Below are 15511 nucleotides of genomic sequence, written 5' to 3'. Positions count from 1 at the left end.
CACGTCCAGGGACTCCTCGTCCCACCGGGAGGCCACCAGGGCCCCGGTCAGTTCCTGGCTCAACCCGGCCCAGAACCCCACCCGCTCCAGCAGAATCCGCGGCCCGACCCGCTCACCGGTGGCCTCCAGAACACCGGAGTAGGCGGTACACGTGGCGGTCGCCACCAGCCTGCTCACACCCCACCACCCCCAACCCCAGACACCATTTCAGGGGCAGAGGCAGGGTGTTCGATGCGGTGGCCGGCTTCGGCCAGCAGGCGGCGGCGTGCCTCGCGTGAGCGCATCCCGTACATCCGGCCCGCGAAGGTCGCCACCAGTGACATGAAGTCGTCCAGCAGCTCCTCCATCCCCCCGGCCGCCCCCTTGGCGTGCATCACTTCCACCTCGACCCCGTGATGGGCCAGGACCTGGATCAGCCAGCCGGTCCCGAACCGGGCCAGCCGGTCCGCATGCGTGACCCGCACATGCGTGAACTCACCCGCTGCCGCCCGCTTCAGCAACCGGTCAAGTCCCGGCCTCGACTCGCGCAGCCCCGAGGCGCGGTCCCTGAAGACCGCGACCACCGCCCCAGAAGCAGAACCCCGCAACTCCGCTTCCTGTGCGGCCAGCGACGACTCCTGCCCGCTGGTCCCCGACACGCGCGCATACAACGCCTCGCGACGGCCACCGCCGTCCCCACCACCGGTCAGCCCGTCCAACGCCTCAACGGAGAACCGGCGTTCCTTGCCCACCCACACCACCGGGACCCTGCCCTGGTTCGCCCACAACCGCAGTGTGCCCGGATGCACACCCACCCGACGCGCGGCCACCGACAACCGAAGAAGCTCCATGCCCGACAACCTACGGACCCCGCACCACCAGCCCACCAGAATCAGTAGGAAACGCATTCAATGGGAGGAAACCTGGCCCGAAATTCTGCGGATCAACCACACATCTGATAAGTAGCGTTGCTCGGCCTGTTTAAGCGAAAGCTCCAACAGTTGAAGACCCTGCCCTTGCGCAGGGTGAGGACGCGGTCGGACTGGGCGGCGAGTCGCTGCGAGTGGGTGACGACGACCACGCACTTGCCCTGGGCGTGGGCGAGTTCGCGGAAGATGTCGATGACGCCCTGCGCGGTGTCCTCGTCGAGGTTTCCGGTGGGTTCGTCGGCGAAGAGGATGTCGACGTCGCAGGCCAGCGCGCGGGCGATGGCGACGCGCTGCTGCTGGCCGCCGGACAGCCGCAGTACGTTGCGCCGGGCGGTGTCGGCGTCCAGGCCGACGCTCTCCAGGAGGCGCAGGGCCTGGGACCTGCGGCTGCCCGTCGCGGGTTTGACACCGGTGATCTCCATCGCGGTGGTGATGTTCTGCAGGGCGGTCATGTAGGTCAGGAGGTTGTACTGCTGGAAGACCGTCGCCGCGTGCTTGTTGCGGTAGCGGCCGAGGCCCAGCTCCATGAGGCCCCGGCCGTCGAAGCTGACGGTGCCCTTGGTCGGCGCGTCGAGTCCGCCGGCGAGGCTGAGCAGGGTGGTCTTGCCGCTGCCCGAGGGGCCCAGGACGGTGTGGAAGGTGCCGCGGTCGAAGGCGCAGTCGATGCTCTTGAGGACGGTGGTCGTGCGGCGCTGGTCCGCGTAGGTGTGGCTGACGCCGTCGAGCCGCAGGACGGGCTGGGTGGTGGTGGACTGGGTCATGGTGAGGTCACTTGCCTTTCGTGAGGATGGCCCGCGGGCTGAGGCGCAGGACCGCGCCGGCGGGGAGGGCGGTGGCCAGGAGGGCGATGCCGAGGCCGACGCCGCCCACGGTGGCGAGGTCCGCCCGGTCGAGACGTACGGTGATCCGGTCGATGGGGTCGGCGTTCTCGACCGGCTTGTCGTCGGGGTCGAGGCCCTGGTCGAGGCCTGTGCTGCCGGGGGCGGTGCCTCCCAGGAGTCGATCTCGCGCTGGGCCGCCGCGGCCTCCCGGCCGAGCAGCGCCTGGCCCGCGTACTGCGTGAGGGCCCCGGCGAACAGGGAACTCAGGCCCACGGCGACAGCGGCCACCACGACCATCTCCAGCGCCTGCTGGACGATGAGTTTGCCCTTCCTCTCTCCCATGGCCAGGAGCACGCCGTACTCCCTGCGGCGCTGTTTGACCGCGAGGTTGACCAGCAGCGCGAGAACGGCGGCGCCTGCCACGCCGATCAGCCACATGGCGAGGGTGGCGGTGGAGCCGATGCTTTTGAGCGGGCCGGTCATCTGCCGCAGGGCCTTGTCGTTGGCGTCGAGCGCGAACCCGTCGAGCGCCGGCCCGGCGACGGCTTCGGCCTCCTTCTTGAAGCCGTTCAGGTCGTCGGCGTCCCGGAGGAGGAAGGTGGCCTCGGCGACCTGGAGGGAGCCGCCCCAGGTCCATCCCGAGGCTGACCTCGGCGCCCACGGAACGCGTGGCCTCCCGCCGGGCCTGTGCCGTCGCGTCGTTGATCAGTACGCCGGCCAGCACCATCACGGAGATGACCAGGAAGGTGCACAGGGTGATGAGGGTCTTGCCCTTGCGCGCCCACAGGCTGAGGCCGGCGCGTTTGACGAAGTTCATGAAGTTCGGTTCTTCCCGTGGGATCGGTGTCGGTGTCGGTGTCGGTGTCGGTGTCGGTGTCGGGCTCGGTGCTGTGCGGTGGCTATGCGTCGTCGGTGAGGATGGAGCGCGGGTGCAGGCGCAGGATCCCGATGCCGGGGAGGACGGTGGCGACCAGGGAGATCCCCAGGGCGATGCCGGCGACCCCGCCGACGTCGGACAGTTCGACGCGGGTCGCGGGCGGGTCGACCGTCGTACGCGGTGCCCCGGTACGGGCGGCGGGCTTGTCCGCCTCGCCGGGCAGGAGGGCGTCACCGGTCCGCGGGCCGGCCGCGACAGCGATCTGGGCGGCGATGAACACGGCGGGCAGGGCGACGGCGGTCACCTCCACGACATGCTGGCCGACGAGCTTCCACTTCGTCTCGCCCATCGACAGGAGCACCCCGAGTTCGGCACGGCGCTCGCGGGTCTGCACCAGCACGACGAGGCCCAGGATCAGCGCACCCGCCAGAGCGATCAGCCAGACGATCAGCTCCGCGAACGTGCCGACCCGCTGGACCGGCCGGGCCTGGTCCAGATACGCCTTGTCGTTGACGCGGAATTCGTAGGCCCCGGCGCCGAGGAGCCGTTCGGCCTCGGCGTAGAGGTGTTCGGCCTGTTCCGGCGACCCGATCCGGTAGACCGCCTCGGTGACGTCCGCCGTACCGCCGCCCAACTGCCGCACCGTGCTCACGGGTACGTAGGCCGTGTTGCCGGGCAGTTCCCGCGCCGGTGTCCACCGGGCCGGGTCGGGCGTCGGATCCCGGAACACACCGACGATCGTGGCGGACGTGGTGCGCTTGCCGTCGGCCGACCGCATCCGCACGGTGTCGCCCACCGTGAGGCCGTTCCGCTCGGCGAGTCGCTCCTCGACCAACGCGACGTGACGGCCGGCGTCCTGCGGTGTGATGGCGCGGCCCGCCGTGATCCTGGTCGAGCCGTAGGAGAAGGGCAGCAGCAGGCCGGAGTCCCGCACGCCGTTGAGCGCCAGCAGGGGCCGTTCCTCCCGGTTCCCGGCGCGGGTGCCGCCGGGCCCCGGCGGCTCGGCCTCCAGGGGGGAGAAGCCGCTCGCCGCGGCCACCGTCGGGAGCAGCGGGTTGTAGCGGTGCACCACCTCCGAGGAACCGAGCCGGTCCGCGAGGTCCGGGGTGAGGCCCTCGCCCCGCACGGTCACGTCGACGCCGATGACGCGCCGCACCTCGGCCTCCTGCCGGGCCGCGGCGCCCTGGAGCAGGAACCCGCCCAGCAGCAGGGTGCAGATCACCAGGAAGATCCCCAACAGGGCGGCGGTCCTGGACTTCCGGACCCGCAGGCTCGTCCCGGCGCGCTTGACGAAGTTCATGGGGAGGAGGAGAACAGGCGGCCGTTCGCAGCCGGATAAGCGCGTTACAGCGGCATAAAGAGAGGTCGGAACCCTGTGACGACAACACGGTGCTGTTCCTCTGATTTGTCCTGTGCGGTGATGAACACAAGAGCAGGCCCGGGGTGATTCGCCGCGAGGCCGCGCCCGACACCCGGCGACCGTCACGCAGCGGAGCACGCCGGCTCGTGCTCCTGCTCGGGGCTGCGACGGGTCGGGCAGCGGATGCGTATCCGGGGCGTCTGCAGGAGCCTGGAAACATGGCGGAACCGCTCGTACCTCCCGAGGAAACCCCTCCCGTCGAAGGCTCCACCGCCGAGGCCCACGAAGAGCGCCCCGACGGCGGCATCTGGGAGCACCCCCGCATCTGGACGTGGATCATCCTCATCGGCGCCGTGATCTTCGCGGGCTTCTTCGTCGCCCGGGCCATCTCACTGATGTGACCGGACCGGCACTCCACCCGCACCGCCTCCCGCGATCCCTCACCGCGCTTCCCGGTGCGTGTGCGGCCGGCTCGCGCCCGGGGACCCGAAAGGCCGCGTCAGCGATGAGGGGAGCACGCTGTGTCGAGCTGGTCGAGCAGTCACCGAGAAGCCGCCGGGGGACCCCGTGCGGGTCTGCCGATGCCGCTGGGCCTGCTGGGCCTGCTACGCCGTGGCCGCGATCGGCGCCGTGGCGTCGGGGCCGGTGCCGGCAGTACCTACCAGTCCCTCGACCGGCCCGTCCGGGCCCCTCCCGCCTGACTCTTCGGCCCCGTGTGGACCGTCCTGTACGCCACCATCGCCTTCGCCAACATCTGCCTCCTGCTCGCGGCCCTGACCGCCACCCTCATCACCTTCCGCCGCAAGCGGCGTACCGCCGCGCTCCTGCTGCTGCCCTGCACAGCCTGGGTCGCCTACGCAGCCGCGCTGAACGGCGGCTGCCGTGAGTGGCCGGTGTCGCCACCGGCCTCGCGGGAACACGAGGTCCCTTGGACTCCCCGGATGAGGAGGACGTCGTGGGCTGCACCGCGGTGCGGATCCTGGGTGCGGCGACCGCCACGTACAGCGCGGCCATCATGGTCCGGCCCGTCTATCTGGCCAAACCTTGCGGACTCACCAGTGCCGACGGGGCCGTGCCGGCGTCAACCGGGCTGCTGATCAGGGCCATCGGCGCCCGGGACCTCGCCATGCTCATCGCCTCCACTGCGTCGGCGCGGCGCACCGCGACGGGATGCCGGGTAGCGGCCGACTGGTCCGACGCTGCGCTCTTCGGCGCCCTGCTGCCGGACGCCGCGCGCCGCCCCCAAGGTCGCCGGGTTCGCCGCCGCGTGGGGTGCGCTGTGCGCAGCAGCCGCCGCCACGGACATCCGCCGCCAGAGCCTGCTTCGCCTTCGTGCTCAGGCCACCGCGGGAGCGCCCAAGTACGTGATCGTCAAGTCAGGACACGCTCAAGCCCGGCTCTGCTCGTAGTGCAGTTCGGTCCCAGCGGCGGGGATCACTCTCAAGTGTGGCGCGGTCCCAGTGGCCGTGCTCGGCAGCTGCCTCGTAGGTGGTGTGCAGGAATTCTGTCAGTGCGTGGTCGGGATCGCGCGCGGTGCGCACGGTTTCGTAGGGCAGCAGGAACTGTCCGTTCTCGGTGCTGTAGTAGGCGCCGTCGGGGCGCACCGGGTGTGCGGTGAAGCCGTCCGGCTCGGGGTACGCGTAGGCGTAGAAGGCGCCCTCGTCTCCGCCGCCGGGCCAGAATCCGCAGCTGGAGAGTTCCCGTGAGTAGCCTTCCACCATCACCCAGTCGCCGCAGTTGGGGGCGCCGCCCGGATGAGGGGGAGCCGAGCGGCCGGAGAAGCGGGTGCATGCCAGGTCCATGGCGCCCCAGAAGAAGTGAACGGGGCTGACCTTGCCAACGAACTCCGCCCGGAAGCGGCCCAGGACGCGGTTGGTCTGCAGCAGTTGGCGCCAGAAGAGGTGTGCTGCCGTCGCGTCGTAGGAGCAGTGCTGCTCGTCCTCGGCGAACGGGATGGAGGGTTCCACCTCGTTGGGCCGCCGTTGGAAGGCAGCTTCGATGCCCAGCGCGTGCAGAGCCTGCATGGTCTCGGTGTAGAAGGTCGCGACCGACTTTGGCTTCAGGGCCACTTCGCGGCTCGCGCCGTTGCTGCTGCGGATGACAAGCCGGTGTTCGACGAAGTCGAACTCCGCATCGAAGGTGCCGTCGCCGTAGGGCACTGAGCTGGTCGTCAGGCCCCTCGGGGTGACGTAGAGGGTGACCTGCCACCAGTGGTTGACCAGTGGGGCGTGGGCCAGCCGCAGCTTGCCTACGATCTGTGTCCACATGTGCAGGGTGTCACGGGTTTCGGTCCAGTCGGTCACCCGTAGTGAGGGCCATGCTGTGCTGTGCGGGGACTCGGATGCGGTGGGTGAGTGCGGGAGGCTCACGGCGTCCACCTCCGCTTCGGCTATCGGTGTTCCGGGTTGCTGGAGTCGGGGCGGCAGCCGGCGTCCCATGCGGTGCGCTGGTTGCCATATGGCGGGATGCCGCCGGCTGCGCGCAGCATCGCCGCCAGGTGGAGCAGGTTGTATGTCATGAATGTGGTGTTGCGGTTGGTGAATTCATTGTCCGGCCCGCCGGAGCCGACGTCCAGATAGGACGGTCCAGGACCGGCCTCTCCGACCCAGGCCGCGTCGGCCTGCGGCGGGATGGTGTAGCCCAGGTGCTGCAGGCTGTAGAGGACGTTCATGGCACAGTGCTTGGCTCCGTCTTCGTTGCCGGTGATCAGGCAGCCGGCGACACGGCCGTAGTAGGCATATTGACCTGCCTCGTTGAGCATGCTGGAACAGGCGTACAGGCGCTCGATGACCTGCTTCATGACGGAGCTGTTGTCACCGAGCCAGACGGGACCGCACAGGACCAAGATGTCCGCGTCCATCACGCGCCGGTAGAGGTGGGGCCACTCGTCCCGGCCGGCGCCGTGCTCGGTCATGTCCGGCCAGACACCGGTGGCGATGTCGTGGTCGGCGGCCCGGATGATGTCGGCCTGCGCTCCGTGGCGCCGCATGATCCCCACACTGCGGTCGATGAGGCCGCCGGTGTTGCTGACCTCAGGCGACCGTTTGAGGGTGGCATTGATGAACAGTGCCCGCAGCCCGTCGAAACGGGGCCCGTTCCCGTCCGTGGACCTCGCGCCTGCTTCCGTTCCGGGTCCTGCCATGATCGGTTCCCCTTGGGTGCGTGGTGGGCAGTTCGAGAGCGCCGCGACCAGCACCGTAGGTCGGCAGAGCGCCTTCGCCGGTTCCGCCACGCCCACCGGGGGCGAAGCGATCGGGGTGCGGTGATGCCTGGGCGCGGCCGGAGGCGGGCACTCGACTCATGTCCGTCCGATCCCCGCACTCCGTTCAGGAGGTATGGACGATGACGCACAAAGACCTCCCGGCCCCGGTTCAGGGGCTGGTCCTCACTCACTTCCTGACCGTCCGCGACGTGGCGGTCTCCCGGCGCTTCTACGCCGACGTCCTCGGCGGTGACATCGTGCTGGAGGAGAACCCGGCCATCGTGAAGATCGCCAACAGCTGGATCATCATGAACCCCGGGGGCGGCCCCACCCCCGACAAGCCCGGCATCTCGCTGGAGCCGCCGGGAGACCCGGCGACGGGCGCGCCGACGAGGGTGTCTAGCTTCCTCAACGTCCGGGTGGCCGACATCGCCGCCTTCTATGCGGACGCGAGCGCGAAGGGGGCGCAGTTCCTGACCGAGCCGATCGACCGTAAGGCCGAGGTGCGTTGCTACATGCGGGACCCGGACGGCTACCTGATCGAGGTGGGGCAGGCCACCGGGATGCTGGAAGGTGTCTTCGCCGACCCGCCCGCGGGCGCTGACCGGTAACGACTGTCCGTTCCCTCACACGGGCCGTGGTTCTCAAGGGGGCGGGCCGTGCCGCGGCGTGGGCACGGCCCCCCGGCACGGCGCGGGGTTCGAGTGGCTGCAGGCCTCCTACTGGTCACCGATGACCGGCGTGCGCGACGTCGCCGCGAACCTGCTGATCGAGTGGGGCCACCGCCCCGAGGACCACCCGGAGGTGGTCGACACGATGGAGATCGAGCTGTCCGGCGCCCTCATCGAGACCGCGTCCGACTTCAAGCGCGAGTACGGTCTTCCCGACCGGCGCGTGCAGCCGGAAGCGGCGCCGGCCGAACCCGTCGGGCGTCGACGCGAAGGTGACCGTCGCGGACGCCCTGCGGCGGCCGGCCGAGGCGGAAGAGGCCACCGAGCGCGGCGAACTCGCCGCCGCCGTGGAGCGGATGACCGGGGGGCCGGGATGACGACAGCGGTCCCTTTTGATTCCACTGCTACGTCTACGAACACGACGTCTTGGACTGGCTCTCCAAGTGCTTGTTCCGGCGTATTCCGATTGCCCTCCTACCGGCCCGGATGCTGACGGTACGTCCGGCTGTCTGCGCCAGCGGTGAGAGCGGCGCGTCGGTCAGGCCCGGGCGGAGAAATTGTGCTGGCGAATACACGGGCATAACCTGAGAGGGGCGGATACAACAGCGACGGGCACGCCTCATCGCTGAGATGACGAAACGATCCGCGCCGATCGACGGGATCATTAAGCCCGGATCCACCGGCTGATGCCTGTGGACAACTTCTACCGGAACGAGGAAGTGCCTTGTGACCTGCGATGATGGGAGTTCTTCAGGCTTCCAGCACGCACAATCAGCAAGGCACTTCCGAGATGCAATCTTCCCATGCCGCCGGCCACGTTTCCGCACGCTTCGACGAGCCGAATCTGATCGCGGACGCGGGGCTGCTGCCGCTGGTCGCGCTCGCCGAGCGGGCCGGGCTGCCCGCCCTGGCCGCCGGGGTGCGGATCGAGGCGGCCGGCAACAGCGGCGGCGCGCACGCGCCGGCCAAAGTGATGTCGCTGCTGGGCGCGATGTGTGCCGGGGCCGACTCCATCGAGGACGCCGACCGGCTGCGGCACGGCGCGATGAACCGGGCCTTCGGCGGGATACGTGCTCCGTCCACGCTGGGGACGTTCCTGCGGTCCTTCACCCACGGCCACAACCGGCAACTCCACCGGGTCCACCGCGACTTCCCGGCCTCTCTGGCCCGACACACTCCGCTGCTGCCCGGCGCGGGTGAGGTGATGTTCACCGACATCGACCCCACCCACCGCCGCGTCTACGGCCGGGCGAAACAGGGCGCGGAGCACGGCCGGCTCAAGGGACAGCGCACCCTGCACCCGATCGTGGCGACCCTGTCCACCCCGCTCGCCCGGCCGGTGATCGGAGCGGTGAGGCTGCGCCGCGGCAAGGCCGCCGATGTCCGCGGCGCGAAAAGCTTCGTGAGCCAGGCCCTGACCATCGCGGCCGAGGCCGGCGGGGAGGGGATCCGGATGGTGCGGGCGGACAGCAAGTTCTACACCGCCGATGTGGCCGCCGCCTGCCGCACCGCCTCCGCCTTCTTCTCCCTGACCACGGGCATGAACCCGTCCATCGCCGCCGCGATCGGCCGCATCGAGGACACGGACTGGACACCGATCCGCTACCCCGACGCGTTCGTGGATCCCGACACCGGCGAGATGGTCTCGGACGCGGAGGTCGCCGAGATCGAGTACACCGCATTCACCGGCCGCAAGAAGGCCGAGCACCTCACCGCCCGCCTGATCGTGCGCCGGGTCCGACGCCTCAACCCCCACGCGCCCTCCGGACAGGGCGAGTTGTTCGACTCCTGGCGCTACCACCCCGTCTTCACCGATAGCCCCTTCCCCATGCTGGAAGCCGAACTGCACCACCGACAGCACGCGATCATCGAGCAGGCCACCGCGGACGGGAAGTCCTCCGCCCTCGTGCATCTACCCTCCGGCGACTTCCAGGCGAACGCCGCCTGGCTGACCCTGTGGGCGATGGCCCACAACCTGCTGCGGGCCGCCGGCTCCCTGGCCTCCGTCTTCCACGCCAAGGCCACCACCGCCACCCTCCGCACCCACCTGATCCACGTCCCCGCCCGCCTGGCCCGCACCACCCGCGACAAGCTGACCGCCCACCTCCCCGTCAACTGGCCCTGGACCGACGCCTACCAGGGCCTGTTCGAAGCCGTCCACCACCCACCCGCACCAGGCTGAGAACCCCGCACACCGAACACTGTCGGCCGCACCGGCCCTGGGCGACACCGCCACCACACACCCCCGACCGAAAGCACCGGACAGGCCGCGACCCGCGCACGGCGGATACCGCACACCCTCACACTCGCGCCTCACACAGCCGAAGCTCCTCGGCGAGAGATCGCACCCCCGCGAGATTCACCGGTGGATCCGGGCTGACGAAGACCGGCCGGCCTGAAGGTGGTCCTGGCTCGCTGCCCCGAACTGGACACTGCCGCCGGACACGTCCGCGACTTCGGCGAGATGCTCAGCAGCCGCCTCGGCAGCACGCTCCTCGCCTGGATCGATGCAGTCGACGCCAGCCGGCTACCCGGCCTCACAGGCTTCGCACTCCACCTGCTCCGAGACCTCGACGCCGTAACCGCCGGGCTCACTCCCGACTGGAGCCCCGGCAGCATCGAGGGCGCCGTCAATCGCATCAAGAAGATCAAGCGGCAACTCTACGGCCGAGCCGGATTCGAGCTACTGCGCAAGGTGATCCTGCTCCAGTAACACTCCGAGACGCCCCCGAGATCTGCGTCAGAATTGAGCAGTAGGAACATTTGCTGCGGCTGCCGTGTGGACAGGGGGCCATGCAGGTGCCCAGCCGTGGCAGGATGGCCTCATGTTGATCCGAAAGGGCGATGCCGCGTAGGCGTCCCAAGGCCGTCCGTGCAGAGCGGTGGCGGCCACTATGGCAGTGCCCAGTCCTGAGGGGCCATGGTGTCTCCGCGCGGGCTCGTGCAGCGATCCGTCGGGTCGAAGACCAGGAGATGTGGCCCAACGCGGTCGATCATGCGCTCTCTCGGTTTGAGTCTGCTTTCAAGCAGCCTGGGCGCTACCTGAACGCCTCCGAGGCATATTCGCCCGGGATAGAGGTGGAAGATGCCCGTGACGACCTGGAGCGGGCGATGCTGCACCTTCCTCCCGGAGCCAAACGGGACTTGGGTCGACTGATCACGCGCATCGATGAGGAATTCGATCGCTGTACCTTGCCGGAGCCCAACTACTTCGAGTTGGCGATGTTCGGCTGGTGGTGGACCAGAATGCGTGAACGCTGACAAGCCTCCGGCTCGTTACCCTCCCCTGCAAGCGAACGAAACCGTCACTCTTCGCGACCGATCCCAAGATCTGTGCCAGAAACCTGCCCGGGTTCTGGCTCAACTTCTGTCCCGGCGGCGAGGGTGTGGAGGCTGGGCAGGTCGTCCTGCCGCACGGCGTCGAGTGTCCGGACGGCCTTGAGCTGAAGCTGTTCAGATTCGGTGAGCCTGTCCGGGTGCCGGAGGATCCACCCGGCGACGGCGCGGGGCGAGGGCGGCCGGGCGGTCACCGGTCGTGGTGAGGTGCGCTTGTCGTGCAGGTAGGCGCGAACGCGCGAACCGTTTGACGGTGTGCCAGGCCATGCCGAGCTGCCGCTGGACTGAGCGCAGGCTATGTCCTGCCTCCAGCAGGGCGTGGACGGCTGCGTGCCGGGCCCGAGTCCGGTCGGCACAGCGGTGATCTGTCGGCCATGGGGGGCCGGGTCGGGTTCGAGCTGAGGCGCTGCGGGCGTCAGGACACGCAGGCAGCGGCGGTGCTGGGCGACACTCCGCTCGGCGGCCTCGCTCAGGTTGAGCCAGAGATGCCACCTGTCGGCGGCCTGCACCGCCTGCGGCGCTCCGGCAGCGGCGCCTTCGGCGAAGAACGGAGCGCGGTCCCGGCAGACGACCTCGACACCGGGTCGCTGGGCGAGCCAGGCGGCCAGGCTGGATGCATCCCGGCCCGGGAGCAGATCCCGCCGGTCCCGGTCACCGAGGACGGAACGTTCGTCCTGGAGGACGTCCTGCCGGACCGGGTCGGAAAGTCCACTACTTACTCGGCTACGCGGGTGACGAGGTCCACTACCGCTCTGACTACTGGCTTGTGGTGGACGCGGTCAAGGCGTCGAGCACGGTGGCCCGCTCCGGCAGGTATTCGGCGCGCGGTGCGGCGGGCTTCCTCGGCGGCCTGGCGGATCATGTCGAAGGTGAGCGGCCCCGGCGGGCGTCCGAGGTGCTCGTGCAGTCTTGTTCGGCACGAGCCGGGCCGGAGCCGTTGACGACACGCTCTACCGTTCCACCGATGGCGACGCACGGCCCGCCGCGCACCCCGAGGTCGCCGCCCCCCGCTCGCCTCGCTGGCGAAGCAGGCTGCCCCGGCCTGGCCCCGGCCGCTGCTCGCTGATGCCGCCTCTCCCCGTGTCCAGCGGGAGGGACGGCATCGCCGTGTGTGGTCGAATGCGGGGGCAGTGGGCGGTGATGGCGGCGGCCATGATCTTCTCGTCCGTGCCTGGGCCGCGGCGAGGGGCCGGGCCGGCGGACCCCCGGGCGGGGTGCCAGGGGGAACCTGGACGAAGTACGACGCTCCCCGCCCCGGGGGCATAACCGGGACGGGGCCGTCCTTCCGACCCCCGTGGCGGGAGGACGGCCCCGGGTCTTTCCGGTGGCCGGCCGGTCAGTGCAACTTGTTGACGGCCGTGTTCGTGGTCTTCTTGAAGGCGGCCACGGGCGCGTCCCCGAAGTCGCCCATCTGCCCCCACTCCACGACGGTGACGGTCCTGCCGTCCCGCCCGACCGACAGCAGGGCGATGTCGGTGGCACCCCACGACGTCTCGGTGTGCAGGCCGCGGACGCGGGCGCCCTCCTCGACCGGCAGCTTGCCGTAGTCCCGGCCCTCGGCCTCGACGTCGGGCGAGGACTCCTCGATGCGGTCGGCGCAGGTGCGGATCAGGTCGTCGTAGTGCTTCGCCAGGGCCTTGGCCTGGGCGGCTGTGCCCGTCACGACGGTCAACTGCACGGCGCTGGTGTCCAGGTCGGTCCGGAACTGCCGATGCCGGTAGTCGTAGGAGGGCACGCCCTCCGTGCTCACGCAGACGCCGAGTTCCTCCGGGAACCCGTCGGTGACCGGCCCGGCGGTCCAGGACGACGTCGCGTGCGGCGGCAGCTGGGAGGCCGACAGGAACGTGGGCGCGGCGGCCTTCGGCGCGGCTCCGGCGGCCGGTGCCATGAGGATCGTGCCCGACACGAGGGCAGCAACGGTCAGTGCGGTGAGAGCGCTCGTTCGGTTGCGCATGGACATGGGTGTTCCCCCGTGGATGAGTGTCTGGACGTGGATGTCGAGGCGCGGCCGGCTGGCCGGCCCGGGCCTGGTCGGTGCGGCACCAAGAGCATCAACGGTCGCAGCCGCCGGGCGCAACAGCCGACGGCCGATCGGGAACGGTGGAACCATCCCAGCCCTTCTGACGTGCAGGTACATGGGGTGCCTGGGATACCGTCCCGGGCCGGGTGGGGGCGCACGAGGACGGGGAGACCTGTGACGGCACAGGACGACGGCGACGGCATCGACGAGGTGGCCGAGTTCGCGGCGCTGCTGCGGGCACAGAAGGAGCGCACGGACCGGAGCTACGGCTCGCTGGCCCGCCGTCTGGGCATGAACACCTCGACGCTGCACCGCTATTGCGCAGGCGGCGCGGTGCCGCTCGACTTCGCCCCCGTGGAACGCTTCGCGGCCCTGTGCGGGGCGACGTCGGAGCAGCGCCTGGAGCTCCACCGCCGTTGGCTCCTGGCGGTGGCAGTCCGTCGCCGGCCTCGTGCGGCGGGGGCGGCGGAAGTCGTGCACGACGCGGTGGACGGACCGGACGCGGCGGTGGAGGGCATCTCCGAGCCGGGTACGGCGGCGGAGGCCGACGGCGGTCCGGTCGCCGAAATGGACCCTGCGCCCAGACCACCCTGCGCGCCCGCGCCTCCGCTCCCGCGCCGCCCCTGGTATCGCCGTAGACGTCTCGTGGTCGGGCTGGCCTCCGTCTGTGCCGTGCTCGCGATGCTCGGGGCCCTGTCCGCGGTGCCGGACGGGCGGCGGGCGTCCGCCGACGGTCCTGTCCGGGTCGCCGGTCCGACGGCGTCCGGTTCGGCGGAGGCCAGGGCGCCTGAGCGACGGGGCGCCTCACCCGGCCCGAGCGGTACCCCCACCTCCGAGCGGCCTTCGGGGCCCGCCACCCCGAAGAAGAAGCCGGGCACCTCTCGCCCGTCCGGCGCGACATCCGCCCCGCCCCGCGGGGAACAGGGCGCCGCCGGGCTGCCGCTCGCCTGGTCCGCCAACTCCCAGGCCTGGAAGCTCGGTTGCGGTCACGACTACGTCATCGCCAAGCCGCCGGCCCAGGTCCCCCCTCCCCCTGCCCCGCAGGACGCGGCGCCCTGGGCGGCGACGCAGAGCGCGGTGCACGGCGGCGAGACGCTCGTGCAGCTGTCGGTGCAGGGGCGCAGCGACACGGCCGTCGTGCTGGAGGCGCTGCGCGTGCGCGTGGTCGGCCGTACGGCGCCGGCCGAGGGCAACGCCTACGCCATGGACCAGGGCTGCGGCGGCTCGCTCACTCCCCGGTCCTTCGCCGTGGACCTGGACCAGGACCGCCCCATCGCCCGCGCGGTCGCCGGGAACGACTCCGGCACGCCGATCCCGGCCGTGCGCATGCCCTACCGCGTCTCGGCGAAGGACCCCGAGGTGCTGCTGGTCACGGCCGAGACCGACTCGTGCGACTGCCGCTGGTACCTGGAGCTGGACTGGTCCTCCCAGGGCCGCACGGGCACGGTGCGCATCGACGACGACGGCCGCCCGTTCCGCACCAGCGCCATCGAGGGCCTGCCCCGGTACATGTACGACACCCTGGGACGCCGGTGGGGGCCCTACAGCTAAGGACGGGGCACGTCGCGGAGGGGGTGTCCCGGACGTGCACGCAGCCCGGGATGTGAGCACCCGCGCGTTGAGCGCGGTGATGGGTACCGATGCTGGCACGAGGAGGGCGACATCGCCCAGTACGCCTTGATGAAGCTGTGGGAGTAGTGGTCCACTGACACGACGCCGATGGCATTCACCTTCCATGTCGCCTGACAGCGCTGGATCGACTCTCTCCGGTACAAGAGCGCCATGCCATCGCGGTCGACTCCACGGCCGACTGGATGACCGAGGTCGAGGATCCGGAGGATGATCCGGCCTGCCTCGCCGCCGAGCACATCACGATCCAGAACGTCGGCCAGGCGAGAGATTGAGGTGTCCTCCCTGCTTCGGATCACCTGAGTCCTCGCGCTCTCACCCGCCGACTGCAGCCTGCACGATCGGCGGGCCTCATGCGAGGGCTCGGACGATGAGCGTGCCGATATGCCCGGCCTCCGGAGCGTCCACCACGCGCGCCTCGGCGGTGGTGAAGCCGGCCCGGTCAAGATGCCGCTGCCATACCGCAGGCTTGTAGCTGTATCGGTGAGTCAACATCGCCTTCCCGGCGACGGCGGCGGGCGTCCGCTGCGCCGGTCGGGCGAGCACGCCCGCCCTCCGCGTGCGGCGGCCGCTCCCGGATACGGCCACTCGACATGATGTGTCGTCCGCGGGTTACGCGGCCCCCGGAACAACCCCCGGAGGATGGCCGGGGGGGGGTCCCCATGCCGAGGATGAGGGGCCCCCCCC

General features: G+C 70.4%; 14 protein-coding genes and 1 pseudogene. 7 read left to right on the top strand and 8 right to left on the bottom strand.

The annotated features are described in order from the left end of the window. Positions 1-173 precede the first annotated feature (173 nt). The 3 genes from ACFWR9_RS40685 to ACFWR9_RS40675 all read right to left on the bottom strand — a co-directional run bounded on the left by ACFWR9_RS40685 (position 174) and on the right by ACFWR9_RS40675 (position 3906). Positions 174-830 carry an IS607 family transposase gene (locus ACFWR9_RS40685; protein ID WP_383852132.1) on the bottom strand — a complete coding sequence of 219 codons (657 nt, stop codon included), beginning with the start codon at positions 828-830 and terminating at the stop codon, positions 174-176. A 92-nt stretch (positions 831-922) separates the two neighbouring features. Then, positions 923-2212 (bottom strand): ATP-binding cassette domain-containing protein, encoded by a 1290-nt coding sequence (locus ACFWR9_RS40680; protein WP_383852126.1) that lies wholly within the window; start codon positions 2210-2212, stop codon positions 923-925. Between the two features lie 416 nt (positions 2213-2628). Continuing rightward, positions 2629-3906 (bottom strand): ABC transporter permease, encoded by a 1278-nt coding sequence (locus ACFWR9_RS40675; RefSeq protein WP_383852123.1) that lies wholly within the window; start codon positions 3904-3906, stop codon positions 2629-2631. Positions 3907-4184: 278 nt separating this feature from the next. On the opposite strand from ACFWR9_RS40675, the gene ACFWR9_RS40670 reads away from it, so the two are divergent. Together ACFWR9_RS40670 and ACFWR9_RS40665 are read left to right on the top strand one after the other, a co-directional pair. Continuing rightward, entirely contained in the window at positions 4185-4367 is a 183-nt protein-coding gene (locus tag ACFWR9_RS40670) for a DUF6480 family protein (protein WP_383852120.1), read from the top strand. Between the two features lie 312 nt (positions 4368-4679). Continuing rightward, the gene (locus ACFWR9_RS40665; RefSeq protein ID WP_383852117.1) at positions 4680-5063 is read left to right on the top strand and encodes a tryptophan-rich sensory protein; all 384 of its coding nucleotides are present in this window, start codon (positions 4680-4682) and stop codon (positions 5061-5063) included. Positions 5064-5342: 279 nt separating this feature from the next. Here the strand turns inward: ACFWR9_RS40665 and ACFWR9_RS40660 are convergent, their stop codons facing one another. Together ACFWR9_RS40660 and ACFWR9_RS40655 are read right to left on the bottom strand one after the other, a co-directional pair. After that, positions 5343-6233 carry a DUF5996 family protein gene (locus ACFWR9_RS40660; protein WP_383852116.1) on the bottom strand — a complete coding sequence of 297 codons (891 nt, stop codon included), beginning with the start codon at positions 6231-6233 and terminating at the stop codon, positions 5343-5345. A 122-nt stretch (positions 6234-6355) separates the two neighbouring features. Continuing rightward, positions 6356-7108 carry a flavodoxin family protein gene (locus ACFWR9_RS40655; RefSeq protein WP_383852113.1) on the bottom strand — a complete coding sequence of 251 codons (753 nt, stop codon included), beginning with the start codon at positions 7106-7108 and terminating at the stop codon, positions 6356-6358. Between the two features lie 200 nt (positions 7109-7308). On the opposite strand from ACFWR9_RS40655, the gene ACFWR9_RS40650 reads away from it, so the two are divergent. From ACFWR9_RS40650 to ACFWR9_RS40635, 4 genes are all read left to right on the top strand, one after another. Beyond that, complete coding sequence (locus tag ACFWR9_RS40650) at positions 7309-7779, top strand: VOC family protein (protein WP_383852111.1); 471 nt, start codon at positions 7309-7311, stop codon at positions 7777-7779. Positions 7780-8629: 850 nt separating this feature from the next. Next, positions 8630-10021, top strand: coding sequence for an IS1380 family transposase (locus tag ACFWR9_RS40645; RefSeq protein ID WP_383852108.1), 1392 nt, complete (start codon positions 8630-8632; stop codon positions 10019-10021). Positions 10022-10240: 219 nt separating this feature from the next. Beyond that, positions 10241-10552: a transposase gene (locus ACFWR9_RS40640; protein WP_383852106.1), complete on the top strand. Its 312-nt coding sequence runs from the start codon at positions 10241-10243 to the stop codon at positions 10550-10552. A gap of 260 nt (positions 10553-10812) precedes the next feature. Next, on the top strand, positions 10813-11100 hold the full coding sequence (locus ACFWR9_RS40635) for a hypothetical protein (RefSeq protein WP_383852103.1): 288 nt from the start codon (positions 10813-10815) through the stop codon (positions 11098-11100). A gap of 44 nt (positions 11101-11144) precedes the next feature. Here the strand turns inward: ACFWR9_RS40635 and ACFWR9_RS40630 are convergent, their stop codons facing one another. After that, entirely contained in the window at positions 11145-11783 is a 639-nt protein-coding gene (locus ACFWR9_RS40630) for a hypothetical protein (protein ID WP_383852129.1), read from the bottom strand. Positions 11784-12511: 728 nt separating this feature from the next. Then, positions 12512-13135 carry a hypothetical protein gene (locus ACFWR9_RS40625; protein ID WP_383852100.1) on the bottom strand — a complete coding sequence of 208 codons (624 nt, stop codon included), beginning with the start codon at positions 13133-13135 and terminating at the stop codon, positions 12512-12514. Positions 13136-13369: 234 nt separating this feature from the next. Here ACFWR9_RS40625 and ACFWR9_RS40620 point away from each other — a divergent pair, with 234 nt between their 5' ends. Next, a complete protein-coding gene (locus tag ACFWR9_RS40620) occupies positions 13370-14746 on the top strand; it encodes a helix-turn-helix domain-containing protein (protein WP_383852097.1) in 1377 nt (458 codons plus the stop codon). Between the two features lie 429 nt (positions 14747-15175). Here ACFWR9_RS40620 and ACFWR9_RS40615 read toward each other — a convergent pair. Beyond that, positions 15176-15331: pseudogene (locus tag ACFWR9_RS40615) on the bottom strand (SAM-dependent methyltransferase); the annotation flags it as partial. Positions 15332-15511: the final 180 nt, after the last annotated feature.

The sequence above is a fragment of the Streptomyces sp. NPDC058534 genome (assembly GCF_042717365.1).
In the GTDB taxonomy this organism is placed as follows: domain Bacteria; phylum Actinomycetota; class Actinomycetes; order Streptomycetales; family Streptomycetaceae; genus Streptomyces.
The sequence above is the reverse complement of the archived record's forward strand: the minus strand, read 5'-3'. Positions and strand labels throughout refer to the sequence as shown.